At 73.5% G+C, this 26711-nt stretch carries 25 protein-coding genes; 5 read left to right on the plus strand and 20 right to left on the minus strand.

The features are described 5' to 3' along the window. Nucleotides 1-29: 29 nt before the first annotated feature. Nucleotides 30-767 (minus strand): flavodoxin family protein, encoded by a 738-nt coding sequence (locus tag ACIP4Y_RS34165; protein ID WP_401399828.1) that lies wholly within the window; start codon nt 765-767, stop codon nt 30-32. Between the two features lie 87 nt (nt 768-854). After that, a complete protein-coding gene (locus ACIP4Y_RS34170; RefSeq protein WP_401399830.1) occupies nt 855-3014 on the minus strand; it encodes a SpoIIE family protein phosphatase in 2160 nt (719 codons plus the stop codon). 192 nt (nt 3015-3206) lie between these two features. Between ACIP4Y_RS34170 and ACIP4Y_RS34175 the strand changes: the two genes are divergently transcribed. Then, nucleotides 3207-7379, plus strand: coding sequence for a beta-galactosidase (locus tag ACIP4Y_RS34175; RefSeq protein ID WP_401399832.1), 4173 nt, complete (start codon nt 3207-3209; stop codon nt 7377-7379). A gap of 41 nt (nt 7380-7420) precedes the next feature. On the opposite strand, the gene ACIP4Y_RS34180 is transcribed toward ACIP4Y_RS34175, so the two are convergent. Further along, nucleotides 7421-7813 carry a nuclear transport factor 2 family protein gene (locus ACIP4Y_RS34180; RefSeq protein ID WP_401399834.1) on the minus strand — a complete coding sequence of 131 codons (393 nt, stop codon included), beginning with the start codon at nt 7811-7813 and terminating at the stop codon, nt 7421-7423. Nucleotides 7814-7871: 58 nt separating this feature from the next. Here ACIP4Y_RS34180 and ACIP4Y_RS34185 point away from each other — a divergent pair, with 58 nt between their 5' ends. After that, on the plus strand, nt 7872-8447 hold the full coding sequence (locus ACIP4Y_RS34185; RefSeq protein ID WP_358646160.1) for a PadR family transcriptional regulator: 576 nt from the start codon (nt 7872-7874) through the stop codon (nt 8445-8447). A 295-nt stretch (nt 8448-8742) separates the two neighbouring features. On the opposite strand, the gene ACIP4Y_RS34190 is transcribed toward ACIP4Y_RS34185, so the two are convergent. After that, complete coding sequence (locus ACIP4Y_RS34190; protein WP_401399836.1) at nt 8743-9255, minus strand: DUF6083 domain-containing protein; 513 nt, start codon at nt 9253-9255, stop codon at nt 8743-8745. A gap of 79 nt (nt 9256-9334) precedes the next feature. Here ACIP4Y_RS34190 and ACIP4Y_RS34195 point away from each other — a divergent pair, with 79 nt between their 5' ends. Continuing rightward, entirely contained in the window at nt 9335-9829 is a 495-nt protein-coding gene (locus tag ACIP4Y_RS34195; RefSeq protein ID WP_401399837.1) for a hypothetical protein, read from the plus strand. A 269-nt stretch (nt 9830-10098) separates the two neighbouring features. Here ACIP4Y_RS34195 and ACIP4Y_RS34200 read toward each other — a convergent pair whose 3' ends face one another. From ACIP4Y_RS34200 to ACIP4Y_RS34210, 3 genes are all read right to left on the minus strand, one after another. Then, complete coding sequence (locus ACIP4Y_RS34200) at nt 10099-10599, minus strand: GNAT family N-acetyltransferase (RefSeq protein ID WP_401399838.1); 501 nt, start codon at nt 10597-10599, stop codon at nt 10099-10101. A gap of 9 nt (nt 10600-10608) precedes the next feature. Continuing rightward, complete coding sequence (locus ACIP4Y_RS34205) at nt 10609-11841, minus strand: hypothetical protein (protein ID WP_401399840.1); 1233 nt, start codon at nt 11839-11841, stop codon at nt 10609-10611. 206 nt (nt 11842-12047) lie between these two features. Then, nucleotides 12048-12314, minus strand: a complete 267-nt coding sequence (locus tag ACIP4Y_RS34210) for a hypothetical protein (protein ID WP_401399842.1) — start codon at nt 12312-12314, stop codon at nt 12048-12050. A gap of 10 nt (nt 12315-12324) precedes the next feature. On the opposite strand from ACIP4Y_RS34210, the gene ACIP4Y_RS34215 reads away from it, so the two are divergent. After that, nucleotides 12325-12606: a hypothetical protein gene (locus ACIP4Y_RS34215; RefSeq protein WP_401399844.1), complete on the plus strand. Its 282-nt coding sequence runs from the start codon at nt 12325-12327 to the stop codon at nt 12604-12606. 21 nt (nt 12607-12627) lie between these two features. On the opposite strand, the gene ACIP4Y_RS34220 is transcribed toward ACIP4Y_RS34215, so the two are convergent. The 6 genes from ACIP4Y_RS34220 to ACIP4Y_RS34245 form a co-directional block, all read right to left on the minus strand. Next, nucleotides 12628-12975, minus strand: a complete 348-nt coding sequence (locus tag ACIP4Y_RS34220; RefSeq protein WP_401399846.1) for a DUF1330 domain-containing protein — start codon at nt 12973-12975, stop codon at nt 12628-12630. Between the two features lie 111 nt (nt 12976-13086). Continuing rightward, nucleotides 13087-13665 carry an SRPBCC domain-containing protein gene (locus ACIP4Y_RS34225; protein WP_401399848.1) on the minus strand — a complete coding sequence of 193 codons (579 nt, stop codon included), beginning with the start codon at nt 13663-13665 and terminating at the stop codon, nt 13087-13089. A 52-nt stretch (nt 13666-13717) separates the two neighbouring features. Further along, complete coding sequence (locus tag ACIP4Y_RS34230; protein ID WP_401399850.1) at nt 13718-14410, minus strand: alpha/beta fold hydrolase; 693 nt, start codon at nt 14408-14410, stop codon at nt 13718-13720. A 69-nt stretch (nt 14411-14479) separates the two neighbouring features. Continuing rightward, the gene (locus ACIP4Y_RS34235; protein WP_401399852.1) at nt 14480-14923 is read right to left on the minus strand and encodes a type II 3-dehydroquinate dehydratase; all 444 of its coding nucleotides are present in this window, start codon (nt 14921-14923) and stop codon (nt 14480-14482) included. Beyond that, a complete protein-coding gene (locus ACIP4Y_RS34240; protein WP_401399854.1) occupies nt 14920-16278 on the minus strand; it encodes a cation:proton antiporter in 1359 nt (452 codons plus the stop codon). Before ACIP4Y_RS34240 ends, ACIP4Y_RS34235 begins: the two co-directional genes overlap by 4 nt. 33 nt (nt 16279-16311) lie before the next feature. Then, on the minus strand, nt 16312-17085 hold the full coding sequence (locus ACIP4Y_RS34245; RefSeq protein WP_401399856.1) for a thioesterase II family protein: 774 nt from the start codon (nt 17083-17085) through the stop codon (nt 16312-16314). Nucleotides 17086-17293: 208 nt separating this feature from the next. On the opposite strand from ACIP4Y_RS34245, the gene ACIP4Y_RS34250 reads away from it, so the two are divergent. Further along, nucleotides 17294-18955, plus strand: coding sequence for a bifunctional 3-(3-hydroxy-phenyl)propionate/3-hydroxycinnamic acid hydroxylase (locus tag ACIP4Y_RS34250; protein ID WP_401399858.1), 1662 nt, complete (start codon nt 17294-17296; stop codon nt 18953-18955). A gap of 388 nt (nt 18956-19343) precedes the next feature. On the opposite strand, the gene ACIP4Y_RS34255 is transcribed toward ACIP4Y_RS34250, so the two are convergent. From ACIP4Y_RS34255 to ACIP4Y_RS34285, 7 genes are all read right to left on the minus strand, one after another. Next, a complete protein-coding gene (locus ACIP4Y_RS34255; RefSeq protein WP_401399860.1) occupies nt 19344-20264 on the minus strand; it encodes an ROK family protein in 921 nt (306 codons plus the stop codon). Between the two features lie 2 nt (nt 20265-20266). After that, on the minus strand, nt 20267-20962 hold the full coding sequence (locus tag ACIP4Y_RS34260; protein ID WP_401399861.1) for an HAD-IA family hydrolase: 696 nt from the start codon (nt 20960-20962) through the stop codon (nt 20267-20269). A gap of 7 nt (nt 20963-20969) precedes the next feature. Next, complete coding sequence (locus tag ACIP4Y_RS34265) at nt 20970-22064, minus strand: Gfo/Idh/MocA family protein (protein ID WP_401399863.1); 1095 nt, start codon at nt 22062-22064, stop codon at nt 20970-20972. Then, the gene (gene rifK / locus ACIP4Y_RS34270; protein ID WP_401399865.1) at nt 22061-23221 is read right to left on the minus strand and encodes a 3-amino-5-hydroxybenzoate synthase; all 1161 of its coding nucleotides are present in this window, start codon (nt 23219-23221) and stop codon (nt 22061-22063) included. Before rifK ends, ACIP4Y_RS34265 begins: the two co-directional genes overlap by 4 nt. A 171-nt stretch (nt 23222-23392) precedes the next feature. Next, nucleotides 23393-24211, minus strand: coding sequence for a shikimate dehydrogenase family protein (locus ACIP4Y_RS34275; RefSeq protein WP_401399866.1), 819 nt, complete (start codon nt 24209-24211; stop codon nt 23393-23395). Then, nucleotides 24208-25626 carry a 3-deoxy-7-phosphoheptulonate synthase gene (locus ACIP4Y_RS34280; protein ID WP_401399868.1) on the minus strand — a complete coding sequence of 473 codons (1419 nt, stop codon included), beginning with the start codon at nt 25624-25626 and terminating at the stop codon, nt 24208-24210. The genes ACIP4Y_RS34275 and ACIP4Y_RS34280 overlap by 4 nt, the downstream gene beginning before the upstream one ends. Beyond that, nucleotides 25623-26699 carry a 3-dehydroquinate synthase family protein gene (locus ACIP4Y_RS34285; RefSeq protein ID WP_401399870.1) on the minus strand — a complete coding sequence of 359 codons (1077 nt, stop codon included), beginning with the start codon at nt 26697-26699 and terminating at the stop codon, nt 25623-25625. The genes ACIP4Y_RS34280 and ACIP4Y_RS34285 overlap by 4 nt, the downstream gene beginning before the upstream one ends. Nucleotides 26700-26711: the final 12 nt, after the last annotated feature.

A 26711-nucleotide genomic window follows, 5' to 3' on the forward strand; every position in this document is an offset into this window, starting at 1 on the left:
CGGCCCTCCTCGGCCGACCGGGACGACGTCTATCGGTGTTCGGGGTTCTCGTAGTCGTGGCGGCAGCCCGCGTCCCAGGCCGTGCGCTGGTTCCCGTACGCGGGGATGCCGCCCAGGTCCTTCAACGCCCGCGCCAGGTGCAGCAGGTTCCAGGTCATGAAGGTGGTGTTGCGGTTGGTGAAGTCGTTCTCCGGGCCGCCCGAGCCCGGGTCCAGGTAGGAGGGGCCGGGGCCTGCCGCGCCGATCCAGCCGGCGTCCGCCTGGGGCGGGATCGTGTAGCCCAGGTGCTGCAGGCTGTAAAGGACGTTCATGGCACAGTGCTTGACGCCGTCCTCGTTGCCGGTGATCAGGCAGCCGCCCACGCGGCCGTAATAGGCGTACTGCCCCGCTTCGTTGAGCAGGCTGGAGCAGGAGTAGAGACGCTCGATCACCTGCTTCATCACGGAGCTGTTGTCCCCGAGCCAAATGGGCCCGGCCAGGACGAGGATGTCGGCCGCCAGGACCTGCCGGTACAGGTCCGGCCAGGCGTCCCGCTCCCAGCCGTGCTCCCTCATGTCGGGCCACACGCCGGTGGCGATGTCGTGGTCCACCGCCCGTACGACGTCGACCTGTACTCCCTGCGCGGCCAGGATGGCGGTGCTGCGGTCGATCAGTCCCTGCGTGTTGCTCGTCTCCGGCGAGCGCTTGAGGGTGCAGTTCACCACCAGGGCCCGCAGGTCGTCGTACCGGGCCGGCGGTGCGTCGGTGGCGGGCGACGAAGCGGTCACTCGGTCCTCCCGGAACCTTGCTTGCCGCGCGGGGCGCGGTGAGGCGTTCACATCCGGCTCCAGCGTGGGGGCGCGGCCTGGCGGGCGCTACCGCGATGCCTCCGAATGGCCCCGGCGAGGGCGGGCTCGCCCCGGGCCGGCACGATGTTGCAGCAGGAGGAGGGCGACGTCGTCCGCGCGCTGCCCGGTCGTGCCCGCTTCGCTCACGAGTTCGTCGATGAGCAGATCCAGGTCCCGGTCGTCGGCGCGGGCGAGATGCCGGGCGAGTTCGGCGATGGAGTCGTCCAGGTCGACTCCGGGCCGCTCGACGAGACCGTCGGTGTAGAAGGCGAGGATCATCCCCGGGACGAGCGCCAGCTCGGTCACGGGGAACACGGCGTCGGGGATGATTCCCAGGAGCGGTCCGGGTGGGGCGACGACGGGCCGGGTGTCGCCGCCGGGGAGGCGCAGCAGGGGCGGCGGGTGGCCGGCGGTGGCCAGGGTCATGCTCCGGCGGGCGAAGTCGAGGCGGGCGTAGAGGCAGCTGGTGAACAGGTCGGGGCCGAAGTCGGCGAGGAGCCGGTTCGTTTTGGCGAGAACCTGGTCGGGGGACGCGCCGAGTGCCGCGTGGGCACGCACCGCGGTACGCACCTGGCCCATGAGGGCGGCGGCGGCCACATTGTGGCCCTGCACGTCGCCGATGACGGCCGCGGCGGCGGTGTCGCCGAGGCGGATCAGGTCGTAGAAGTCCCCGCCGATGTCCATGCCGCGGGTGGCGGGCATGTAGCGGGCGGCGACCGCCAGGCCGTCGACCTCGGGCAGGGTACGCGGGAGCAGCGCCTCCTGCAGGCCGCGGGCGAGCTCCTGTTTGGTGTCGTACAGCCGGGCGCGGTCGAGGGCCTGGGCGATCAGCCCGGCGAGCGAGGTCATGACGGCTCGCTCCTCGGCCGGGAACGCGTGGGGGTGGTCGTACGACAGGACGCAGCAGCCGACCGGCCGGCCGGACACGATCAGCGGGAGGAAGGCCCAGGCGTGCGCGCCGCTGATCTGCGGTGCCTTCGGATAGGTGCGCCGCATCTCCTCCCGGTCGGCGAAGAACGCCGGGATGCCGGTGCCGAGGGCGTGACCCGCCGGGGTGAGGGCGGTGTCGAGGGGCAGGCCGTCGAGGCGCTCCACGGTCTCGGCGGAGTAGCCTCTGTGGCCGGTGATCCGCAGCCGGCCGCCCTCGGCGGCCGACAGCACCAGTCCCTGGGCGCCGAAGGCGGGCATGATCTGGTCGGCGACCAGGTCGATCACGTCCTGCACGCCGACGACCTCGGTGAGTGCGGCGGCCAGGTGGGTGAGTTGGTAGAGGTGGCCGGCGCGGGCGGGTGTGGGGGTGCGCGCGGAGCGGTGGACGCGTGCGGGCGGGGGCTCCTGGCTGGTGCTGACGATGCGGACGCTGATGCCGCTGGCGTCCGGGTACAGGTGGAATTCGAGCCACTGGTCCGGCGGGCGGCAGGCGGTGAAGGCCACCGGCTCACGGCTGATCACCGCGGCACGGTAGCGGTCCTCGTAGGCGGGGTCGTCCAGCCAGCGCAGGGACTGCCACGGCAGCGTGCCCAGCAGTCGGCCGGCGTCGACACCCAGCAGTTCGCAGGCCCCGGCGGTCAGGAAGGTGAAGCGTCCCTCCAGGTCCAGCGCGCAACTGCCGCCGGGCAAGCGCTCGACGAAGTCGGCGACGGCCGACTCCGGGCTCGTGGACGGCCGGCCGGTTCCCGCGGGGACGACACGCGTGCCACCGCCGAGCGGGATCGGAGACCCGCGATCGGCCGCCTCCTCCAGCGCCCGGGCCACCCGCCGGCAGCTGGACGCGATGTTGGCGCGCTCCCGTCCGGTCATGTACGGCGGACGGGTGGCCGGCCACATCAGCAGCAGGGCACCCCACCGCCGGACGCCGGTCACGGGCGCGGCGACCAGCGCCAGCGGGTAGGGAAGCACCATCGCGGTACGCGGATACGAGCGGACCATCTCCTCCCGGCTGCCCACCCACACGAGACGGTCGTCCCGGACCGCGTCCGTCACCGGCGCCGGAGTGGCCAGCGGGAGCGTCCCCCACGGAGCGGCCAGCTGGGCCCCCACTCCGCACACCGCGTCCAGGTGCAGCAGCCGCCGGTCCGGTGCGAGCAGGTACAGGGCGCCGATGGACGCGCCCGTCCGGCGCACCGTCTCCGCGAAGACGGCATCCAGCTCCGCGCTGTCCGTGGGCGGACCGCCCGTACTGGTCACCAGGCACCTCCAGCATCGCTGGGGTCCGTACACCCACGGTCGGACATCCACCACGAGACCCGTACGGAAAGGTTATGCCCGTACGAGGGGAGGGGCACTCCCGGACCATTGTGTTGCTCCTTGCGCGGCTCTACTGTTCGGCTTTGCCTGAGTCTGTTTGATACTGATCGCTCAGGCGGTATGGAGGCCGCAGTGCGGAGTATTCGGATCGGTTCAGTAGCCGCGAGAACCGGACGCCGTCGACGGTGGAGCGCGGGACTCGCGACGGCCGCGACCATCGCCCTGGCAGCGGGCACGACCGCGCCCGCCGCGGCGCGGGACGCCGGCGGGCAGGCGCCCGCAGCCGCGTCCGCCGCCGGCCCGGCGGCGCACACGGTGAGTCTCGACGGCTACTCGTTCCTCGTGGACGGCAAGCGCACCTACCTGTGGTCCGGCGAGTTCCACTACTTCCGGCTCCCGAGTCCGGACCTGTGGCGTGACATCTTCCAGAAGATGAAGGCCGCCGGGTTCAACAGCACCTCGCTGTACTTCGACTGGGGTTACCACTCGCCGAAGCCGGGTGTGTACGACTTCAGCGGGGTGCGGGACGCCGACAAGGTGCTCGACATGGCCGAGGAGGCCGGGCTCTACGTGATCGCGCGCCCGGCGCCGTACATCAATGCGGAGGTCGACGGCGGCGGCCTGCCCGGCTGGCTGACCACCAAGGCCGGGCGCAACCGCAGTGACGACCCGCAGTTCCTGGAGTACGCGGACGAGTGGCTCGGCCGGATCGACCGGATCATCGCCCGCCACCAGCTGACCAACGGCACCGGGTCGGTCATCGCCTACCAGGTCGAGAACGAGTACTACAACGGCTCGGCCGCCGGCCGCTCCTACATGAAGCACCTGGAGGACAAGGCCCGCGCCGACGGCATCACGGTGCCGCTGACCGGCAACAACAACGGCACCTTCAACTCCGGTACGGGCGCCCTGGACGTCGACGGACCGGACAGCTACCCGCAGGGCTTCAACTGCTCGAACCCCTCGAAGTGGAACGGCGTCCCCGACATCAGCTACGACCACCCGGCCGGCAAACCGCTGTACTCGCCCGAGTTCCAGGGCGGCGCCTTCGACCCCTGGGGCGGGCCGGGCTACGACAAGTGCGCCCAGCTGATCAACGACCGGTTCGCCAACGTGTTCTCCAAGCAGAACATAGCCGTGGGCGCCACCGCCCAGAACTTCTACATGACCTACGGCGGCACCAACTGGGGCTGGCTGGGCATGCCTCAGAACTACACGTCGTACGACTACGGGGCCGCGATCCGCGAGACCCGCCAGCTCGATCCGAAGTACTACGAGGACAAGCTGATCGGGTACTTCACGCAGTCGGTCGCCCCGCTGACCAAGACCGAGGCGATCAGGGCCACGCCGCCGGACGACTCCGCGGTCGTGGACACCGCCCGGATGAACCCCGACACCAAGACGCAGTTCCACGTACTGCGGCACGGCAACTCCACGTCCACGGCGGTCGACAAGACCCACATCGCGCTGGACTTCAACGCCCGGCCGGCCGCGGACACCACCTACACCTGGGACGACCCCGACTCCGCGCTGCAGTACACCGGTTCGTGGTCGCACGTGGCCGACCAGAGCTACACCGGCGGCGACTACAAACACACCGAGTCGTTCTCCGGCAAGGCCGGTGACTCGGTCACCGTCCCCTTCGACGGCACCGCGATCCGCTGGATCGGCTCGAAGACCGGCAACCACGGCTACGCCGACGTCTACCTCGACGGCACCAAGGCGGCGACGGTCGACGACTCCGGCGGCGAGAACCAGGCGGTGGTCTTCCAGAAGACCGGCCTGACGCCCGGGGCGCACACACTGAAGATCGTCGTCAACGGAAACCACGCCTCGGGGTCCACGGACAACTACGTGTCCATCGACGCCATCGACGTGCCGACGGCCGACACGGCGACGCCCACCTACCCGGTGGTGCCGCAGCAGCCGGGCACCGCGATCACGCTCGACGGGCGCGACTCGCACGTCATCGTGGCGAACTACCGGCTCGGGGACTCGCAGCTGCGGTACTCGACGTCGGAGATCATGACCCACGCGCACATCGGCGACCGGGACGTCGCCGTGCTCTACGGCAACCCGGACAGCGACGGCGAGACCGTGCTGCGCTCCTCCTCCGAGCCCACCGTGACCACCAGCGGCGGCGCCGTCACGACCACCTGGGACGAGACCACCGGTGACCTGCGGCTGAACTACACGCACAAGGGCCTGACCCGCATCGCCGTCAGTGGCGGCGGATCGCGCCCGCTGCTGCTGCTCGTCGGCGACAAGGCCACGGCGGAGACCTTCTGGCAGCAGGACACGGCGAGCGGCCCCGTCCTCGTGCGCGGCACCCACCTGCTGCGGACGGCGACCGGCCCGGACGGCGGCCACACCGTGGCTCTGACCGGCGACAACGCCGACGACAAGAACATCGAGGTGTTCACCTCCGCCGACCACGTCACCTGGAACGGCAAGGCAGTGGACACCCGGGCCACCGACACCGGAAGCCTCGCCGGGAAGATCCCGGTGGCCGCCCCGGTCCACCTGCCGGCGCTGACGAACTGGAAGCACGCCGAGGAGTCCCCCGAAGCGGCCCCCGGATTCGACGACTCCGGCTGGCAGGTGGCCGACAGGACGACCACCAACAGCGTCACGGGCGTCCACTCGCTGCCGGTGCTCTACGCGGACGACTACGGTTTCCACACCGGCAACACGTGGTACCGCGGCCGCTTCCGCGCGAGCGGCAAGGAGACCGGCATCCACCTGGTCTCGGACTCCGGCGGGGATGCGCAGGCGTTCTCCGCCTGGCTCAACGGCACGTTCCTCGGCAGCTCCACCACAGGCAGTGCCGACTTCGCCTTCCCGGCCGGTTCGGTCAAGGAGAAGGGTGACAACGTCGTCTCCGTGCTGACCGTGAACATGGGGCACGAGGAGGACTACAACTCGACCAACGGCAACAAGGCCGCGCGCGGGCTGACCAGCGCCTCCCTCGTCGGGGCGCCGCTGACCACCGTCACCTGGCGGCTGCAGGGCGTGCGGGGCGGCGAGGACCTGCAGGATCCGGTGCGCGGCCCGCTGTCCACGGGCGGCCTGTACGGCGAGCGGGCCGGCTGGTCCCTGCCGGGCTACCCGGACGGCGACTGGGACAAGGTGTCCCTGCCGGCGGACGACACCCGTCCCGGGGTGTCCTGGTACCGCACCGACGTCAGCCTGGACCTGCCGCACGGCCAGGACACCTCGCTCGGGCTGACGTTCACCGACGACCCGTCACGCAAGTACCGTGCCACGATCTTCGTGAACGGCTGGCAGGTCGGCAACTACGTCAACTACCTCGGCCCGCAGCACACCTTCCCGGTGCCCGACGGGATCCTGGATCCGAACGGCCGGAACAGCATCGCCGTCGCCGTGTGGAACCTGGACGGCAGCACCGGCGGGCTCGGCAAGGTCTCCCTCACCGACTACGGCAGCTACGCCTCGTCCCTGCGCGTCGCGCAGAACGACAGCCCCCGCTACGACCACCACACGTACGCGATGCCCAGGCGTCCGGGAGCTGAGGTGACCCTGGACGTGCCGGACACCGCCCGGCCGGGACAGGCCTTCACGGCCGAGGCGACGGTGCGGGTGCCGAAGGACGAACCGTCCGCCTCGCGCCTGACGGCCTCGCTCTCCGCGCCCGACGGCTGGCGCGTGAGTGCCCCGAGCCCCACGTCGGTCCAGCGCGTGCGACCCGGCGGATCGGCCGCCTTCACCTGGAAGGTCCAGCCGCCGACCGGGAAGCTGCCCTCCGCCTCGGCGCTGAGCGCCACCGTGCACTACGTGCAGAACGGACGGCAGGCCGGCGGCGGTGACGAGCGCATCGTCGGCTGGATCCCGCCGGCCCCGCCGGCCGGGAAGAACGCGGTGAGCGACCTGCCGTTCCTGTCGTCCACCAACGGGTGGGGGCCGGTCGAACGGGACGGCAGCGTCGGCGAGCAGGCGGCCGGGGACGGCCGTCCGATCAGCATCGCCGGCGCCGGTCACGCCAAGGGCCTGGGCACCAACGCGGTCAGCGACGTCGCGGTCTACCTCGCCGGAAAGTGCTCTCGCTTGACGGCGGACGTCGGTGTCGACGACGAGACGGGTGGTGCGGGCACGGTGACCTTCTCCGTGATCGCCGACGGCAAGACCTTGGTGACCACGCCGGTGATCCGCGGCAAACAGGCCGCGGTGCCGGTCGACGTCGACGTCAGCGGCGCACAGGTGCTCGACCTCAAGGTCGGTGACGCCGGTGACGGCAACGGCAACGACCACGGCGACTGGGCCGTGCCGACGCTGACGTGCGATTAGACGGGGCCTCGGACGACCCGGACGACCAGCGGTCGTCCGGGTCACTGCCCGGCGGCCTCCTCGGCGATCCGGTCGAACTGGGCGCCCATGGCCTCGGCCAGTGCCTGGGCGGCGGAGAGCGGGCGCACCATCACCGTGAACTCGTCGATCCTGCCGTCGTCGTCGAAGTGGAGGAAGTCGCACCCCTGCAGCTTCTTGCCGGCGACGGTGGCGGTGAAGACGAACGCGTGGTCGCGGCCGTCGGGGTTCGCGATCTCGCGGACGTAGGTGAAGTCCTCGAAGACGCGGGACACGGCGCGCAGGATGGCCGCGGTGATCGCCTTGCCCGGGTACGGCTTGAACGCGACCGGACTGGTGAAGACGACGTCGTCGGCCAGCAGGGCGGCCACGGCGTCCATGTCACCGCTCTCGACGGCCTTGCGGAAGGGATGCATGCGCCCACCTCGCATAGTCAATTAGTTGCATAGTCTGGGTGGAGCGTAGCGTAGGCCCATGGCTTTGCGGAACGCGGTGATGGCCGCGCTGTTGGAGGGTGAGGCGTCCGGTTACGACCTCGCGAAGGCGTTCGACGCGACGGTGGCCAACTTCTGGATGTCGACGCCCCAGCAGCTCTACCGGGAGCTGGAGCGCATGGAGGCCGAGGGGCTCGTCACCGCCCGCGTCGTCGAGCAGGAGCGCCGCCCCAACAAGCGGCTGTTCTCCTTGACGGAGGCCGGGCGGGAGGCCGTACGCGCGTACACCGCCGAGCCTCCGGGCCGGCCCGCCGTGATCCGGGACGAGCTGCTGGTCAAGGTGCAGTGCGCGGACGCCGGCGACATGGAGGCGGTGCGGGCGGCCGTCGCCGAGCGCATGGAGTGGGCCACCGCCAAGCTGGCCCGCTACGAGCGGATCCGGCAGCGCCTGCTGGACGGGCGCTCGGAGGAGGCGTACTTCGCGGAGGCCGAGCGCATCGGCCCGTATCTCACCCTGCTGCGCGGCATGTCCTTCGAGCGGGAGAACCTCCAGTGGGGGGACGTGGCACTCCGCCGGCTCGACCAGCGCGGGGCCGCGCTGCGGGCCGAGGGCTAGGGCGGAGGAGGGCCGCCGGTCACCCGGGGGAGTGTGGGAGACACGGTAGGTACACCCGCACCGTTTACGCAGGTCAGCGGGTTACACCGACGACCCGGCGCGGTCGGTATGACCTGGACCACACTCCCGGCTCTTCCGTCGCGGGCGCTCGGAGCGTAGGTTCCGGTTACCCCGCGACGGCGCCTTCGGTGGCGCTGGTCCGCCACTCCCGGGGCGGCGGACCAGCGGGGGCCAAAGCTGCACAGCACATCACCGACGGGGACGCCGTACGACCGCGGCGGCGCCCCCCGCCGTGTCACCCGGCGTCGGGCAACGTCTCCCGGGCCCCGTCCGTGTCGGCCCGGTGCCGCGCCGCCAGCGCGTTGTACTCCCGGACCGCCGTCAGCCACCGCCACGGCTGGATCTCGTCCAGGGTGAGGCCCGGGCAGGCCAGCTGGTGCGGGATCCGGCACGTCGCCCCGGGCAGGGGCTCGTCCAGGCCGCCGTTCCAGGCGGTGCCGTTGCTGTCGAGGTGCCAGCGGTGGCCGCCGGGCACGAGGTGGGCGGGGAGGGTGAGGCGGGGTTCGAGGAGGACGTACTCTCCGGTGTAGGTGGGTCGGCGGTCGCCGGTGAGCCCGCAGTGGGGGCAGACCGGCGGCCGGGGCGGTTCGGGGCCGGCGGCGCCGTCCAGGGCGGCTTGGACGCGGTCGGCGGTCTCCCAGGGTGCGGGCGTGCCCGCGGGCGGCTGCCGGGAACCGTCCGGGCCGGGGCCGGGTAACGGGATGATGTGGTCGGTGTCCCCCATGCCGTCGAGCGTGCGGGCCGCCACGGGGCCTCGGGTAGGGCGCAATCCGGGCGCACCGGGAGCAGACGGGCGGGGCGCACGGGCGCCGGCCCAGGGTCTTGCCATGCGGCGAACGAACATCACCCTGTGCCTGTTCAGCGCCGAGCGCCGACTGCTGCTGGCCCAGCGGTCGCGGCCCGTGCTCCTTGCCGTGGTCGAAGAGGACGACAACGGGGTGGAGTTCCGGCGCACGGACGCCTACCGCTCTCCTCTCCCGCCGTTGCGTGCCGGGACGGGACGGGCCCTGGCCGGCCACCCGGACCGCTGGGCCCACCGCTTCGCCGCGTACCTGTTCGATGCACCGGGTGGCGCCCTGCGGCGGATGCCCGACCCGGGCGACGGCCGGGTCAAGGCGTACCGCAAGCAGGCCCGTGACGGTACGCTCCCGCCCGTCCTGCTGTGGTGGGTCAGCGGCCTGGACTGCCATCTGATCCTGGACGGTCACGCGCAACTCGCCGCGGCGATCGCCGAGTCGGTCTCGCCCCCGCTGCTGCATCTGCACCGCACCGCACCCCGCGAGGACGTGGCCGCCGGAACCGAGCGGGCGGTACACCGCTAACGGGGGAGCCGGTGAAGCCTGCGGCCCGCAGGGCCGGTGCCAGGCGGGGTGCGGGGGGTGCGGCCTGCGGGGCGAACTCCAGCCGGGGCAGCAGGCCGCGGTCACGGAAGATCCCGGTCAGCTCCGCGACCTCGTGCTGTGTGCCGCGTTCTGCGGCCTTGCAGACCCACTCACGCCTCAGCCCCGACACCGACAGCCCCCACCTCAACGTTCCACGACCGGGGCGAGCGGGCAAACGGCTTGCTGCGAGCGGCCGACTCGTCCCTCTCTCAGCCGGCAGCCGGCCGAGTGAGCCCGAGTCGCCAGTTGTTGGAGCGGATGGGGTTCCCGGGCGGGTACTCGAACGCGCACTCTCCCACGAGTTCGAAGCCCGCCTTGCGGCACACCGCGTTCGACGCGTCGTGCTGCACGGAGGGGAACGCGTGCAGCCAGCGGCGCGAGCCCTGCCGGCCGGCCTGTTCGGCGCACAGACGCAGTGCCTCGACCGCGAGGCCCCGGCCCCGGTACTCGGGAAGGATGCCGTAGCCCGTCTCGTAGACCTGCTCCCCTTCCCACTCCCGCGTCCAGTACCCGATCGAGCCGACGACCTGTCCGTCCAGCACGATGAGGAACATCCTGCCGTCGGTGAGAGCGAGGTACCGCTCGTGACGGCGCCGGAGCCGGTCCGCACTCTCCGGGCCCCCGAGGTGCTCGGTCGACTCGGCGGTGTTCTGCCGGTGGAGCAGGTCGAGCCCTTGGTCGGACCACGGTGCGAGGCTGAAAGATGTCATGTGCCCAAGCTAGCGGGCAGGTCTGACATCGGCTTCGAGGAACGAGGCGTCCCGGAATGCTCTCAGGGCCTGACTGCGGCTGACTCCCAGCCGGTCGAGGACGTCTTCCTTGGCCAGCCCCGTGCCCCGCAGCCCGACGCAGCGCCGGGCGAGGTCCAGCCGCTCCGGCTGGTCCTCGGGTGCCTCGTAGAAGAAGCCGTCCTTCAGCAGTTCGTCGACGGTGTCGGCGGACCGGCCCATGGCTCGCGCGATCTGGGCGCGCGCCATCCCGGACCTCTTGAGGGCGACCGCCTCGGCAGCTTGGCGGCGGCGCTCGTTCTGGAGGTCCTCCGGTCGCCGGGAGACGACACCCGCGGCTCTGCGCGCACGGGTCAGGGCGTTCTCGGCCTGCTTGTGGGTCAGCCCCAGCTCGGCGGCGATCTCCGCGACGCGCCGGCCTTCGCGCTGCAGCCGCAGCGCCCGTTCGTCCTGGTCGGCTCGCTGCACGAGCGACCGCTCGCGGTCCCGCTCCCGTCTCCGGCCGATCTCGGCCTTGAACGCGCGGAGCAGCTCCGACTTGACGGACCGGGCGAACCAGAGTCGCTCCCGCCGTTCCTCGCTCTCCTCCCGTATCCGCTCACGGACGAAGTAGCCGTACCAGAACGGCATCCGTTCGGTCAGGTCCCCGTCCCTCTTCGCACCCCAGCTGAACAGGGGGTGCGCGGAGCGTCTTCGCCACAGCGCCTTCACCGCGGACTCGTCGGGGTCGTAGCCCCGGCCCTCGCGCAGCGCGAGACGCTGCTCGTCGGTGAGGTCGGCCATGGCTGCTTCCCAGCCGGCGCGCAGTCCCGCGGCCTCCGCCAGGTCCAGCAGACTGCGCCAGTCCCATTTCGGCAGGGTAAGACCGAAGCGGTCCCCGCCGCCCGTGGTCCAGCGGTTCGTCTCGGCACCGGTGTACACCGCGAATCCGGCGGCGTTCCACGCCCGTACGACGTCATGCCACATCTTGGCCGAGGTCGCGGGCAGGTAGGCGACGCGCTCGCCGTCCACGTCGAGGGCGACCGCCCGGGCGTCCCACGGGTTGTGGGGCTCGGGTACCAGCTCGCACTCGACCCGCTGCTGCGCGGGCAGTCCGCTCAGCGACTGCTGGTGGTAGTACGCCCCGGACGCGTAGAACTCCCCGGACGCCTCGAAGTGGTCGTCGAGCAGTATCCGCCCGGCAGGCCTGGCGTACTCCCCAGGACGACGCGTGTGGATGCCCACCGCCCTGCCCCTCCCTCACGTGCCTCGATCACACACTCCCCCCGAGCCGTCTCCCGTCGGCTCCGGGGAAGTCCCCGCCGGCTCGGACGACAGCCGTGGTAAGGCTCCGGCCTGCGGGACTTCCGGTGATCATATGCGCACGAGTGTGCGGTGGGCTCGGCGGCCGGGAGCGTCAGGGCACTGCCGACGGCACCTGCGTCGGGCCGTCACGCCTCCGTGTCGTAGGCGCCGCTCCGCACGAAGGCCGGCACGCAGCGGTAGGGCAGGCTCGCGGTGGCCCGCTGGCTGCGCGACCTCTGCCCGCCCGCCACGGCGGGGGCGGAGCCGTACTGGGACGAGTCGCTGCCGGACGGGCCGCCGAGGAACCCGTCCTGGCGGTGGCCACGCCCCGGTTCCTGCTCGGCCTGCTGATGGAGACCACCGTAGGAGCAGGACCGGCGTGTCCTGTCCGTGCTGGCGCGGGCCGCCGACACGCGTCCGGAGGTGCGCGAGCGGCTGACCGAGCTGCTGTCCCCGGCCCTGCCCGCCGACCTGCTGGACGCAGTACCGGCGGGTGGCACGCTGTTCGGCGAGTTCCCGGTGCTGCTGGCGAAGGGCCTGGTCGAGGCGTACGAGGGACCAGGCGACGGCCCGGCGCGCGCTGGACACCGCCGCCCGCCTGGACGAGCCGGGCGACCTGCCCGCGCGGGCCGAACGGCTGCTGGCCGGGTCGCACGACTGAACTCGCGGCGAAGGCAGCCCCTCGCCCGGACCCTGCGGACCTGACCACGGGCCCCGGCCCCGGGGCTACCCGGCAGGCAGGTTCTCCCGCATCGCCTTCGCGGTGTCGGCGGGGTTGTAGTCCTCGGGGACGCCCGGGACCAGGACGATGTCGCCGGCGATGTGCCGGGAGCGCAGCGGTGCGATCTCCCGGTACGCGGGCGAGTCCCACCAGGCCCGGGCCTCGGTGATGCCGGGGAAGGAGATCACCACGACGTGCCCGGGCCATTCGCCCTCCTTGACCTCGTGCTGTGCGGCGTGCACGAGGAAGCGGCCGCCGTACGGCTCGAAGGTGGCGGTGATGCGCTCGATGTACTCGGCGATCTCCGGGTGCGGGGCGGCCTCCTGCAAGTGCGCTATGGCGTAGGCGGGCATGGTGTCCTTCCGGTCGGTCGGCCTCCGTTACGCCGACGATCGTGGCACGCGGGCGTGCGCGGATCGATGACCTGACGGGTAATCGCCCCGGCAGCCGGCCGCCACGACGGGTCAGCCTCGGTCCGCCGGCGCCCAGGTGCCGTGCAGGCCGCGGTGGCGGTCCGGATCCACCACCGCGGAAAGGCCGTTGAGGCGGAGGCGGGTGCCGCCGCGGAGGTGGGCGGTGTCCTGGCTGCCGTCCCCGGTGGGCACGAGCCAGGTGTACTGCTCGGTCCAGGTCAGGCGGGAGCCGACGGGACGGTCGGCGAGTTCGACGGTGACGAGGGAGATCCAGCGGCGGGTGCCGTCGACCTCGGCCTCGTAGACGTGGACGATCCGGGTGTCCGGCGCGATGTCCAGGAAGCGGGAGCGGTAGGCGAGGTGCTCCTCGGTGTCGCCGGAGACGAAGACGTTGCGGGCGGTCTCTTCGCCGCCGACCCGGAAGTCCAGCTCGTGCCGGGCGGTGGTGGACCCGCCGGGCAGCCGGAACCAGCGGCGCCGCAGGGACGGGTCGGCGAAGCCGCGGAACACCTCGGCCCGCGGCACCGTGAAGTCCAGATCGATCACGAACGAGCCGTGCAGCACGGGGGGTGTGGGGTCAGCGGCCGGGGAACTCCCCGTCTCCACCTGCGTGAGGTGACCTGCGTCCATGGGACGAACCTAACACGGGGCGGGGCACCGGCCGGGCGCCCCGCCCCCGCGGTCAGAGCCAGCCGTCCAGCGACTTCAGGAAGCCGTCGAGATCGTCGCGGTGGATGCAGTGCCCGGTGTCCGGCACGTACACCACCTCGAAGCCGCGCGCGCGGAGCCGTTCGGCCAGCTCGTCCGGGACGAGGTGGTGGTCGCCGGCGCCCTGGACGAGGGAGGGCACCTCGGCGCGCGCGGGGATCAGGTCCCGGTCGCTCTGCAGCCACTCGATGGCCCGGACGTCCCAGCGGGCGTACCCGGCCAGCTCCGCCTCGATGTCCTCGGGCAGCCAGCGGGGACACAGCTGCCGGATGCTCTCGGCGGTGGCCGACTTGGTGGCCTGCGCGAACTCCCGTACCTCGTCGACCGATGTGGCGCCGAGCTTCCACGCCGGGTCGCTGTAGACGACCCGGGCCGGGCGCAGGCCGGCGACCGCGAGGGCGAGCACGGGCGCGCCGAAGGAGTGGGCGAGGGCCAGGTCGACGCCGGCCGGGACGGTCTCCACGAGGTCGGCCGCGAGCAGTTCGGGCGTGTACTCGTCGGCGTGCGGGCTGTCCCCGTGGCCGCGCAGGTCCGGCATGAGCACGCGGTAGCCGCGCTCGACGAGGGCCGGCGCCACCCGGCGCCAGGTGCTAGAGGACGACATCACGCCGTGGACGAGCAGCACCGTCCGGTCGCCGTCGCCGGCCTCGTGCAGGGCGAGCTTCATGAGCGGGGTGTCCTTTCGCGACACGGGTACGGTGAGGTGCGGGCGCGGCGCGGGCCGGCCCGCCGGTGGTCAGCGGTTCGCCCCGGCCAGTTCCAGCAGGGCCCTCGCGGCCAGCCGGTAGCCCAGGGAGCCGAGGCCCACCACGACGCCGGAGGCCAGCGGGGCGATCACGGACTCGTGCCGGAACTGCTCCCGGGCCCACACGTTGCTCAGGTGCACCTCGATCCAGGGCTGCGGGTAGGCGGCGAGGGCGTCGCGCAGGCTCCAGCCGGCGATCATCAGCGCCCCGGGGTTGACGACGGCGCCGACGGTGTCGAAGTGGTGCAGGTGGATGTCGCGCACCAGGTCGCCCTCGGAGTCGTGCTGGAGGGAGAGCACCTCCCAGCCGGCGCCGCTCACTTCGGCGGCGACGGCCTTCTCGATGTCGGCGAGGGTGTCGGTGCCGTAGATCTCCGGCTCGCGGCGGCCCAGGATGCCGAGGTTGGGGCCGTTCAGCAGGAGCAGGGTGCTCATGGGGTCACCTCACTGTTGGGTGCGCCGGACCGTCCGGCGTCGCGCGGGGTCCGGCCCGGATCCGCGTCCTCCAGGCTGAGTCCGGCGTCGGCGAGTTCCTCCGCGCGGGCCATCGCGAGCCGGAGGACGGGCGGCGTCATCAGCGAGGTCACGATGGCGACGAGGACGATGATGGTGTAGGCGTCGGTGTCCAGGACGCCCAGGCGCAGGCCGGTCATCGCGACGACGACCTCGACCACGCCACGGCAGTTCATTCCGGCCCCGAGGGCGAGGGCCTCCCAGCGGTTGAGGCGGCTGAACCGGGCGCCGAGGAAGGCGCCGGAGAACTTGCCGAGGACGGCGACGGCGAGCACGGCGAGGGCGGCGGCGAGGACCTCCGGGTGGCGCAGGCCGGTGAGGTCCATCCGCAGCCCGGCGGTGGCGAAGAACAGCGGGGCGAGGAAGGCCAGTACGGTCGTCTTCAGCGGTTCGAGCTTCGCCCGGTCCAGGTCCTTGCTGGTGCCGACCAGCACGCCGCAGACGAAGGCGCCGAAGATCGCCTCCAGCTTCATGGCCTGGGTGGCCGCGGCCCCGAACAGGACCAGCACGACGACCGTCATGATCGTGGGTGCGGAACCCTCGGCGCGGCCGGCCCGGCGCAGCGCGGCACCCACCAGCAGGCGGCCGGGGAACACGGCGAACAGCACGACACCGACCGGGTAGAGCACGGAGGTCGCCATGACACCCGCGGTGAGTCCGGCGGTGGCCATCGCGGAGACCACCGACAGCAGGAACCAGCCGACGATGTCGTCCACGACACCGGCGGACAGGATCAGCTGGCCGATGTCGCGGTGCAGCAGCTTCATGTCGAGGAGCGTCTTGGCGATCACCGGGATCGCGGTGACGCACATCGCGACGCCGAGGAAGAACGCGAAGACGGTGGGGTCCACGCCGTCCGGCAGGAGGACGCCGCGCAGCGCGAAGCCGGTGGCGATGCCGAGGCCGAGGGGCAGCACCAGGCCGGCGATGCTGACCCGGGCGGCGGTGACCCCGCGCTTGCGGACGAGGCCGAAGTTCAGCTCGGCGCCGGTGACTCCGACGAGGAGCAGCACGCCGAGCTGGCCGGTGGCGTCCAGCAGGTGCATCTGCTCCGGTTGCCGGGGCAGCAGCCACTCGGAGAAGCCGGGCAGCACGTGCTGGAGCACGGACGGGCCGAGCAGCAGGCCCGCGCACAGCTCGCCGACGACCGCGGGCATGCGGAAGCGCTCGGCGAGCCGGCCCAGGACGAGGGCGAACAGCAGCAGGAAGGCGAGTTGGAGGAGGAAGACCAGGAGCGAGTGCGGGGCCATGGTGGGCACCGGGTTGGCGAGCGTCACGGGCTCTTCCCTCGTCGGGAGCGGTCGGTGGGGTCAGCGGGTGGTGTCGGCGCCCTGGCTGCTCAGGCTGCGGGACAGCAGCGCGATGACCTCGGCGCTGCGTTCGACGTGGAAGAAGTGACCGCCCGGGAAGACCTGTACGTCGGTGGGGCCGGTGGTGTGCTCCTCCCAGGCGCGTGCCTCGTCGAGCGTGGTCCGGGGGTCGGCGTCGCCGGTGAGCACGGTCACCGGGCAGTCGAGCAGCCGGCCGGGGTCGTGCCGGTAGCCCTCGATGGCGGTGTAGTCGCTGCGGATCGCCGGCAGGAACATCGCCAGCACCTCCGGGTCGGCGAGGACCGCCTGGTTGGGGCCGCTCAGGGTGCGCAGTTCGGCCAGCACCTCCTCGTCGGTCGCGTCGTGCACGTGCTCGTCGCGGTACCGGGAGGGGGCACGCCGGCCGGAGGCGAACAGCCGTACCGGGGACGGCAGTCCGGCTTCCCGCATGCGCAGGGCCACCTCGTAGGCGAGGACGGCGCCCATGCTGTGCCCGAACAGGGCGAGCGGCCGGTCGTCCAGGTGGCGCAGGGCCGCGAAGATCTGGTCGGCGTAGTCGGGGATGTTGTCGATGCCGGGTTCCTGCCGGCGCGTCTGCCGGCCCGGGTATTGGACGGCCAGGACCTCCACCGTGGGCGCGAGGGCCGTGGCGACCGGGAAGAAGAAGCTCGCCGAGCCGCCGGCGTGCGGCAGGCAGACGAGCCGTACCGCGCTGTCCGGCGAGGGGCGGAAGACGCTGACCCACTTCTCGAACTGTGCCGTTGCTCCAGGCATGCCGAAGGGCTCTCTTTCACGTCGGGGACGTCGGGGATCAGCGTCTGGTACGGGACTTCGGCAGAGTAGGCCGAGCCGGAGCGGGGCCGGTATCCCTCAACCTGATAGCCCACGGGCCGATCCGGGCCACAGCCGGTCGCCGGGCCGTACGCTCACCACGAGTCACCCGAGCAGGGCCCGTCAGCCAGGCCGCACCGAGGGGGTTTCCATGTCCGTTGTGCCCACCGACGACCCGATGACGTCCGGCGGTTCGCCGCAGCCGGAGCCGGGGACGGATGTGCTCGTCGTCGGGTACGGGCCGGTCGGCTCGGTGCTGTCCGTGCTGCTGGCGCAGCGCGGCTGGCGGGTGACGGTCCTCGAACGCCGGCGGCGGCCGTACACGCTGCCCCGGGCGACGAGTTTCGACGGGGAGACCGCCCGGCTGCTGGCCGGTACGGGCATCGGCGGGGAGCTGGGCCGGATCACCGAGCCGGGCACCGGCTACCAGTGGCGTACGGCGGACGGCAGGACGCTGCTGGACATCGAGTTCACCGCCGAGGGGCCGTACGGCTGGCCCGACGCCAACACCATGCACCAGCCGGCGCTGGAGGAGGTGCTCGCCGCCCGCGCCGCGCAACTGCCGGGCATCACGGTGCTGCGGGACCGCCGGGTCGTGGACATCGCCGACGGGCCGGACGGGGTGACGGTGACCGCCGAGGACGACGAGGGGACCGCGCGGACGTTCACGGCGCGATGGGTGGTCGGCTGCGACGGCGCCAACAGCTTCGTACGGGACCGCATGGGCGTGTCCGTCACCGACCTCGGGTTCTCCTACGAGTGGCTGCTGTGCGACGTGGAGCTGCGCGAGCCGCGCGCGTTCGAGCCGACCAACGTGCAGCTGTGCGACCCGGCGCGGCCGACCACGCTGGTCGGGAGCGGGCCGGGGCACCGGCGCTGGGAGTTCATGCGGCTGCCGGGCGAGCGGGCGGCCGACCTGAACCGGGAGGAGACCGCGTGGCGGCTGCTCGCGCCGTTCGACGTCACCCCGGACACCGCGCGGCTGCTGCGCAGCACCACGTACATCTTCCAGGCGCGGTGGGCCGACGAGTGGCGGGCGGGGCATGTGCTGCTGGCCGGGGACGCGGCCCATCTGATGCCGCCGTTCGCCGGGCAGGGCATGTGCTCGGGTGTCCGGGACGTGGTCGGCCTGGCGTGGCGGCTGGACCTGGTGCTGCGCGGGACCGCGCCGGAGTCCCTGCTCGACAGCTACACCGAGGAGCGCAGGGCGCAGGTCCGCGAGTCCATCCTGGCGTCGGTGCAGCTGGGGCGGCTGATCTGTGTGACGGACGCGGCGGCCGCGGCGGAGCGGGACGCCACGGTGCTGGCGAACCGGCGCGGGCGGGGGCCTGGCCGGCCGGACCCGGCACGGCCGGTCACCTGCGGTCTGCTGCACCGCCCGGAGGGCGCGGACGCGGACACCCGGGTACCGCCGGCGGGCGAGGTCCTGCCGCACGGCCGGCTGCTCGGACCGGCGGGGGCGCCGCTGGAGGATCCGGTGGGCCGCGGTTTCGTCCTGTTCGCCAAGGCCGAGACGGAGCCGGCCCTCACCCCGGACCGGCTGTCCTTCCTGCGGGACGTGGGCGCGGGCGTGGTCCGCCTGTGGCCGGTGGGGACGTCGTACGACGGTACGGCCGGGGCGACCGACGCGGTGGACGCCGACGGGGTGCTGCGCGCCTACCTCGACCGCTACGGCGCGACCGCCCTGCTGGTACGCCCGGACTACCACGTCTTCGGCACGGCGGCCGGCCCCGCCGGGGTGAGCGCCCTGGTGGACGACCTGCGCGCCCAGGTGACCGCGGCGGCACCGGCCACCGCGGGCCGCGCGGGCTGAGCGAGGGCGGGACACACAGGCCGAGCGACGCAGCGCACGCGAGCCGAACGCCCGGGGCACGCAAATCGAGCGCGGGCGGCACGCGAGCCGAACGCCCGGGGCACGCGAGCCGAACGACGCGCGGCACGCGAACCGACGCGTGGGCACGCAAACCGAGCGACCCGCGGCACGCGAACCGACGCTCGGCACGCGAGTCGAGCGACGGGCGGGCGAGCTGAACGACGCGTGGTACGACGCGGGGCAACGCGGACCAAGGGAGGCGGGCGTCGGAGCTGCCGGGCGGGCGGCAGGCGCAGGAGGCGGGGGCCCGGCCGACGCGGGCGGCGGCAGAAGCGGATGGACCCGGCAGGCGCGGGTGGGGAGCCGGCGGGCGGGTCCCCGCGCGGGGTCACAGCTGCCGGGCGAGCAGGACGGCGCCCCGCAAGGACGACAGGCCTCCCAGGCGGGCCGGGGCCAGGGCGGGCGTGGGGTGGCCCGGGCGGGACAGGTCGGCCAGGTGGGTCGCGAGGGCGTCCAGGAGGGCCGGGACTCCCCCGGCGAAACCGCCGCCCAGGACGGCGCGTTCGGGGTGGACGAGTTCCCCGACGCCCGCGATGGCCGTGGCGAGCGCGCGGGCCGTGCGGTCCAGTGCGGCGACCGCCCAGGGCCGCTGGTCGCTCAGGCCGCGGCGGAGTTCGCCGAAGGTGACCGGGGTGCCGCGCAGGGCGGTGGCGTGGGCCAGGGTGGCCGGGCCGGACGCGGTCGCCTGGAGGCAGCCTCTGCGGCCGCATACGCACTCGGGGCCGTCCCGGTCGATGACGAGGTGGCCGATCTCGAAGGAGCCGCGGGCGGGGCCGGGGCACAGGGCGCCGTCCAGGACGAGTCCGCCGCCGATCCCGGTGCCCACGCCGACGTAGAGGAGGTTCGGGCAGTTTGCCGCGTCCGCCTCGGCGAGGGCGCCGAGGTCGCCGTCGTCGGCCCAGGCGACCCTCGACCCGGGGAACAGCGCGCGCAGGGCGGGGCCCAGGGCCAGCCCGGTCCACGCGGGGCGGCTGGGCCAGGCGGTGATCCGTTCGTCGGGGCCGACGGTGGCGGGCATGGCCACGCCGACGGCCCGTACGTCCGCCGTGCCGGGGAACTCCTCCAGATGCGATGCCAGGTCGGCCAGGTCGCGGGCGGCGTCCCGGTGCGGGCCCCAGGTGAAGGAGGACTCCTCGATCCGGCCGTCGCCGGTCTCCGCGCGGAAGGCGACCTTGGTGCCGCCGACGTCGATGCCGAGACAGCCCGGCGCCGATGCGGCGCCGGGCTGCCGGTCCCGGGGAGCGGGCACGCTCAGTCGCCCGGTACGGCGGGGCACAGGGCGAGCAGGTCGCCGGGGCGGCGCAGCACCGCGTCGGGGCCGGCGGCGAGCAGTTCCTCCTCGTCGGGGCCGACCCACAGCGCGGCGGCCGAGGCGACGCCGGCGTCCCGGGCGCTGGCCAGGTCGGTGGGGGCGTCGCCGACCATGAGAGCCTGCTCGGGCGGCACGTCCAGCAGTTCCAGCGCGCGCCGCACGATGTCGGGCGCGGGCTTGGGCCGGGCCACCTCGTCGGAGCCGATGACGTGCGCGAAGAACGGCAGCAGGCCGAGCCCGTCGAGCAGCGAGCGGGCGCGGTCGCCGGCCTTGCCGGTGGCCACGGCCAGCCTGAGGCCGCGCACCCGCAGGGTCAGCAGCAGTTCGAGGACGCCGTCGAAGACCTCCACGCGGTGGGCGAGCCGGTAGCTCTCGCGGACGAAGGGCTCCTCCATCTCCAGCGGCAGCCCCATGATCCGCATGATGTCGGGGAAGTAGCGGCCCTGGTGGCGCACGTACTCCTCGAACGGGGCCGGGCCGTCGCCGACGACCTCCGCGTAGGCGACCGCGAAGGCCTCCCGCATGACCGCGAAGCTGTCGACGATCACCCCGTCCAGGTCGAAGACGACCGCCCGCCGGGGTGTCGTCAGGAGGCCGGCCGGGGCGGGGGGCCGGTCGGTCGAGTGGACTGTCATGGGGTCCTCATCTGCTGGTGGTCTGCTGGTACACGGGCTCGCTCGGCCCGTCGCGGCCGGCCCGGGCGGAGGCGTAGAGGCGCTCCATGAGCCGTACGGTGGTCCGTGCCTCGGCGACGGCCCGGCCCCGGCCGGCGGGGTCGGCGAGGAGGGCCGGTACGCCGTCCAGCTGCCGGCCGTACTCCGCGCCGACGGGTTCGGCGGGCACCGGCAGCCGGCGGGTGGCACCCTCGCGGGTGAGGGTCAGCACGGACTCGGGCTGCCGGTTGGGGCTGAAGCCGAAGGTGCAGCGCAGTTCGGCGGTTCCGGTGCTGCCCTCGATCCGGATCAGGGACAGGTCCGTCGCCTCGTGCGAGGCCCAGCTGGCCCGCAGGGAAACGGAGATGCCGTCCTCGCGGAGCAGGAACCCGCGGGCGGTGTCCTCGACGTCGCCGGTGGGGGCGGCGGCCGGCTGCTCGCGGCGCCAGGCCGCCGACCACGCACCGGCGTTGAGGAAGTCGTCCGAGGTGGCGCCGACGGCCTGGCGGACCGGGGACGGTCCGAGCAGCGCGGTCAGGGTGTCCACGAGGTGCCAGCCGAGGTCGACCAGGGCGCCGCCGCCGGACTCGCTGCGCCGGGTGAACCAGCCGCCCGCCCGCGGCACCCCGCGGGCCCGGACCCAGGCCAGGTCGACGTGCCGCACCCGACCCAGCTCGGGGAGCAGCTCGGCGAGTTCGCGGACGTCGGCGCGGTGCCGGGCGGCACTGCCGGCCAGCAGCAGGCCGCCGGCGCGCTCGGCCTCGGCCAGGACGTCGGCCTCGGCGCTGGACAGGCACACCGGCTTCTCCAGGAAGACGGACACGCCCCGGCCGAGCAGGCCGGCGGCGACCGTGGTGTGCAGGTGGTTGGGTACGGCGACGACGGCGAGGTCCACCGACCGGGCGTCGAGCGCGTCCGGTGCGGCGTGGGCCGGGGTGCCCGTCGCCGTGCCGACGGCCGCCCGCGCGGCGGGGTCGGGGTCGACGACGGCGACCAGGTCGAAGTCCGGGTGGGACCGCAGCCGGGGCAGCCACAGCTCCCGCCCCGCCCAGCCGAGCCCCACCACGGCGGCCCGCACGCTCATACGGCGGCCACGGCGTCCGCGATGATCTCGGCCGTCAGCTCCAGGTCCCGCTCGGCGGCGAGCAGCACCCGGTGGTGCAGCCAGACGCAGTCGCCGCTGATGGCCTCGGTGGTCGGGCAGCGCTCGGCGACCTGCTCCAGGGTCTCGTCGGGCGCGCCGACCTCCCAGAAGGCGTCGGTGCGGTAGACGGCGCGGAACCCGGCGAAGGCGGGCAGCCCGGCGGCGACCAGCCGGTCGACGAGGGCGTTGCGGTCCTCCTCGGTGATGCCCGGGAGCCGGAACATCGCCATGTAGTGGGTGTTCTGGTCGGCGCGGACGTCACCGCCCTGCGGTACGACGCCGTCGACGGCGCCGAGCAGCCGGGACAGCAGCGCCCACCGCTGGTCGCGCAGGGCGGTCTGGGCGGGCAGGCGGCGCAGCTGGGCGCGCAGCACGGCGGCGGAGAACTCGTTGAGCCGCATGTTGGTGCCGGAGACCTGGTGCAGGTAGTGCCGGTCGGTGCGCGGCCGGCCGCAGCTGTGCCGCAGGAACGCCGACTCGTACAGGTCGCTGTCGGGGAACACCACGGCGCCGCCCTCGCCGGCGGTCATCAGCTTGCCGTTCTGGAAGGAGAACGCGGCCACCGAGCCGAGTTCGCCGACCCGCTTGCCCTGCCAGCGGGCGCCCTGGGCGTGGGCCGCGTCCTGCAGGACCGGTACGCCGGTGTCGGCGGAGAGCTTGCCGAGGGCGTCCATGTCGGCCATCAGGCCGGCCATGTGCACGGGCATGATCGCCCGGGTGCGCGGGGTGACGGCGGCGGCCGCCGCGGCGACGTCGATGTTGTAGGTGTCCGGGTCGACGTCGACGGGGACGGCGACCGCGCCGATGCGCTGGGCGGCCTGGGAGGAGGAGATGAAGGTGAAGGCCGGCACGATCACCTCGGTGCCCGGGCCGGCCCCCATGACCTGGAGGGCGAGTTCGAGGGCGTGGGTGCCGTTGGTGACGGCGAGGGCGTGCGGGGCGCCGTGGAAGTCGGCGAACTCACGCTCGAAGGAGTCGACTTCCTCCCCGCCCATGCGCCACCACTGGCCCTGTTCCAGGGCCCGGATCAGTCCGGTCCGCTCGTCGTCGTCGTACTGCGGCCACTTCGGGAATTCCGGTGCCGGTCGCGCGTTCATGGTTCTCCAAATCTCCGTCGGGAACGGGCTGGGCGGGAGTGAGCGGGCGAGGCGAAAAGGGGGGCGACAGAGCCGGTCCGGACGGTGCGCGCAGTGCTGGCCGTCCTCAGACTAGGACGCGGCGTGCCGGGCCTCCCATCCCTCGGTCTGGTAGTCGGCCGGTGCCAGGAGCTAGGGCGTGTGCAGTCCGAAGAACGCACGGTAGGAGTCGACCTGTCCGGTGAGCATGTGGCTTCCGTGGTGCACGGCGAGTCCGTGGGCGGCGGCCTCGCGCAGCAGCCGGGTGTCGCGGGGTTTCATGATGATGTCGGCGACGACCGCACCCGGCGGCAGCGCGTGCGGGGCGAAGGGCAGCGGGTCGTCGGGGCGCAGGCCGAGCGGGGTGGCGTTGACGGCGATGTCGCTGTCGGCCAGGGGTGGTGCCTCGGCGGCCCGGACGCGGCCCGGCCAGTGGGCGGCGAGCCGGCCGACGAGCGTGGTCAGCTTGGGGGTGTCGGGGTCGGTGATGGTCAGCCGGTCCACGCCGGCGCCGAGCAGGGCCGCCGCGATGGCGCTGCCGGCTCCGCCGGCGCCGACCAGTGCCACGCGGGCGCCCTTGGGCTGGTGGCCGGCCCCGGCCAGGCCGGCCACGAAGCCGGAGCCGTCGAAGTTCTCGGCGAGCCAGGCGCCGTCGGGTTCGCGGCGCAGCGCGTTGGCGCTGCCGGTGATCTCGACGGTGGGGCTGCGCCGGTCGGCCAGCAGGGCGGCGGCCGTCTTGTGCGGGACGGTGACGAACAGGCCGTCGAGGTTGCCGACGCGCTGCAGTCCCCGGACGACCGTCTCCAGGTCGGCGGGGCGGACGTGCACGGGGACGAGCACGGCGTCGATGCCGAGGCGGGCGAAGAGCGGGTTGAGCAGGCCGGGCGACTGGACCTGGCCGACCGGGTCGCCGAGGACGGCGTAGAGCCGGGTGGTTCCGCTGACCAGGGTCTGCCGGGGAGTGTCGGTCATCGTCGTGCCTCCGTGCTGCGCGCCGCCCCGGTCGCGAACAACTCCGCGACCGCGAAGGCGAGTTCCATGGACTGTTCGGCGTTGAGGCGGGGGTCGCAGGCGGTGCGGTAGCGGACGGGCAGGTCCTCCTCGGCGAGGCCGCGGGCGCCGCCGGTGCACTCCGTGACGTCCTCTCCGGTCGCCTCCAGGTGGAGGCCGCCGGGGTGGGTGCCGAGCGCCCGGTGCACCTCCAGGAAGCCGGTGATCTCGTCGAGGATGTGCTCGTAGCGCCGTGTCTTGTAACCGGCGGCGGTGGTACGGGAGTTGCCGTGCATGGGGTCGCACTGCCAGATCACCTGGCGGCCGGAGGCGGTGACCTTCTCCACGATCGGCGGCAGCACCTCGCGGACCCGGTCGTGGCCCATCCGGCTGATCAGGGTGAGCCGGCCGGGCACCCCGTGCGGGTCCAGGCGGCGTACGTACTCCACGGCCTGTTCCGGGGTCGTGCCGGGGCCGATCTTGACGCCGATGGGGTTGGCCAGCAGTTCGGCGAAGGCGATGTGCGCGCCGTCGGGCCGCCGGGTGCGCTCCCCGATCCACAGGAAGTGGGCGAGGCCGCTGGACAGCAGGGGTTCGGGGCCCTCGGTGTCGACCCACAGCTGGGTGCGCTCGTAGTCGAGCAGCAGGGCCTCGTGGCTGGTCCAGATCTCGCCGAGCCGTGGGGCGGGGGCGCCGATGCCGGTCATGAAGCGCAGCCCGCGGCCGATCTCCGCGGCCCGTGCCGTGTGCGGGCGGCCGCCGGGCGCGGTGCTGACGAAGTGCCGGTTCTGCTCGTGCAGGGCGTGCGCGTCGGCGAGGTCGCCGCGGGAGAGCCGTCGTACGACGGTCATCGCCTCGCGGGCGTGGGCGTGCGCGCGGGCCATGCGTTCGGGGTCGGGGGTGCGGGCGGCGGGGGTCGCCTCTCCGGAGTTGATGATGTCGCCCCGGTACACGGGCAGTCCGTCGGCGCCGACGGCCGCGGAGCGGGGCTTGGCGTACTGTCCGGCGACGCGGGCCACCGTGACCACGGGCAGGCCGGCGCCGTGGGTGAGGACCAGCGCCATCCTTCTGAGCAGACCGAGGTTGGCCCGCAGGTGGGGCTCGGTGGTCTCGGCGAAGGTCTCCGCGCAGTCGCCGGACTGGAGCAGCAGGGCCTCGCCGCGGGCGACGGCGCCGAGCCGGTCGAGCAGCCGCCGGGTCTCGGCGGGGGTGACGAGGGGCTCGCCGGCGGTGAGCCGGCGGACCACGGCCCGGGCCCGGTCCGGGTCCGGCCAGCCGGGCTGCTGTGCGGCGGGCCTGGCCAGGGCCGCTTCGAGCCGGTCGGCGAGGATGCGCTCGACCGCCCGCCGCCGGATCCGCCCGGGGGTGCCGGGCGGCCACCGTGGGAAGTACGTCATGTCACCGCCGCCTCCGTTCCCGCGGCCCCGGCGGGGGCACCGGCGACGAGCCGGTCGAGGGGGGCGCGCTCCATCCGGGCCAGGGTGTCGGCTACGGCCCGTTCGGGCACGTCGGCGACGAGTTCGGCGCCGGCCGGGCCGTCCAGGACGAAGGTGAGTCCGGAGCGGGCCTTCTTGTCCCGGCGCATCAGCGCGAGGAGCGTGCCGGGGTCGGTGTCGTCGGGCAGGGCGGTGGGCAGGCCGTACGAGGCGACCACCGCCCGGTGTTCGCTCACCCGCTCGGGCGGGATGCGGCCGAGGGTGCCGGCGAGCAGGCCCGCGAAGACGGTGCCGATGGCGACGCCCTCGCCGTGCCGGAGGGCGAAGCCGGTGGCCGCCTCCAGGGCGTGGCCGAGGGTGTGGCCGTAGTTGAGCAGGTGCCGCGGGCCGGTGTCGCGTTCGTCGGCGGAGACGATGCCCGCCTTGAGGGTGACGCCGGCCGCGATCTGTTCGGCGAGGGGCAGTCCGTGCAGGCCCGGGGCGCCGATGAAGTGGCAGCGGGCGATCTCCCCGAGGCCGTTGCGGAGTTCGCGCGGCGGCAGGGTGGTCAGGTAGTCGGTGTCGCACAGCACGGCGGCGGGCTGCCAGTAGGCGCCGACCAGGTTCTTGCCCTCGGGCAGGTTGACGGCGGTCTTGCCGCCGACGCTGGCGTCGACCTGGGCGAGCAGCGTGGTCGGCAGGTGTACGACGGGCACCCCGCGGTGGTAGAGCGCCGCGGCCAGGCCGACGACGTCGGTGGTGGTGCCGCCGCCGACGGAGACGACGGCGTCGGAGCGGGTCAGCCCGAACCGCACGAACGCGGCGCACAGGGTCTCCACCGTGGCGAGGTTCTTGTCCGGTTCGCCGTCCCGGGCGGGCAGCAGCAGGGTTTCCGCGCCGGTGTCGGGCACCCACTCGACGGGGCGGGCCGAGACGACGGCGACGCGCCGGGCGCCGATCCCGTCGATGATCCCGGGCAGGGCGGAGCGGACTCCGGGGCCGATGAGCACGTCGTAGGACCGGTCGCCGAAGCGCACCGGGACTCTTCTTGTCACTTCCGCTTCACC

Source organism: Streptomyces sp. NPDC088810 (genome assembly GCF_044750305.1).
Lineage (GTDB): Bacteria > Actinomycetota > Actinomycetes > Streptomycetales > Streptomycetaceae > Streptomyces.

Excerpts from the sequence above, each read along its gene's own strand:
- ACIP4Y_RS34265 (WP_401399863.1), bottom strand. The coding sequence starts at position 22,064 with ATGAGCGTGCGGGCCGCCGTGGTGGGGCTCGGCTGGGCGGGGCGGGAG.
- ACIP4Y_RS34260 (WP_401399861.1), bottom strand. The coding sequence starts at position 20,962 with ATGACAGTCCACTCGACCGACCGGCCCCCCGCCCCGGCCGGCCTCCTG.
- ACIP4Y_RS34200 (WP_401399838.1), bottom strand. The coding sequence starts at position 10,599 with ATGACATCTTTCAGCCTCGCACCGTGGTCCGACCAAGGGCTCGACCTG.
- ACIP4Y_RS34195 (WP_401399837.1), top strand. The coding sequence starts at position 9,335 with ATGCGGCGAACGAACATCACCCTGTGCCTGTTCAGCGCCGAGCGCCGA.
- ACIP4Y_RS34280 (WP_401399868.1), bottom strand. The coding sequence starts at position 25,626 with ATGACGTACTTCCCACGGTGGCCGCCCGGCACCCCCGGGCGGATCCGG.
- ACIP4Y_RS34235 (WP_401399852.1), bottom strand. The coding sequence starts at position 14,923 with ATGAGCACCCTGCTCCTGCTGAACGGCCCCAACCTCGGCATCCTGGGC.
- ACIP4Y_RS34275 (WP_401399866.1), bottom strand. The coding sequence starts at position 24,211 with ATGACCGACACTCCCCGGCAGACCCTGGTCAGCGGAACCACCCGGCTC.
- rifK (WP_401399865.1), bottom strand. The coding sequence starts at position 23,221 with ATGAACGCGCGACCGGCACCGGAATTCCCGAAGTGGCCGCAGTACGAC.
- ACIP4Y_RS34180 (WP_401399834.1), bottom strand. The coding sequence starts at position 7,813 with ATGCATCCCTTCCGCAAGGCCGTCGAGAGCGGTGACATGGACGCCGTG.
- ACIP4Y_RS34250 (WP_401399858.1), top strand. The coding sequence starts at position 17,294 with ATGTCCGTTGTGCCCACCGACGACCCGATGACGTCCGGCGGTTCGCCG.
- ACIP4Y_RS34225 (WP_401399848.1), bottom strand. The coding sequence starts at position 13,665 with ATGGACGCAGGTCACCTCACGCAGGTGGAGACGGGGAGTTCCCCGGCC.
- ACIP4Y_RS34245 (WP_401399856.1), bottom strand. The coding sequence starts at position 17,085 with ATGCCTGGAGCAACGGCACAGTTCGAGAAGTGGGTCAGCGTCTTCCGC.
- ACIP4Y_RS34185 (WP_358646160.1), top strand. The coding sequence starts at position 7,872 with ATGGCTTTGCGGAACGCGGTGATGGCCGCGCTGTTGGAGGGTGAGGCG.
- ACIP4Y_RS34230 (WP_401399850.1), bottom strand. The coding sequence starts at position 14,410 with ATGAAGCTCGCCCTGCACGAGGCCGGCGACGGCGACCGGACGGTGCTG.
- ACIP4Y_RS34220 (WP_401399846.1), bottom strand. The coding sequence starts at position 12,975 with ATGCCCGCCTACGCCATAGCGCACTTGCAGGAGGCCGCCCCGCACCCG.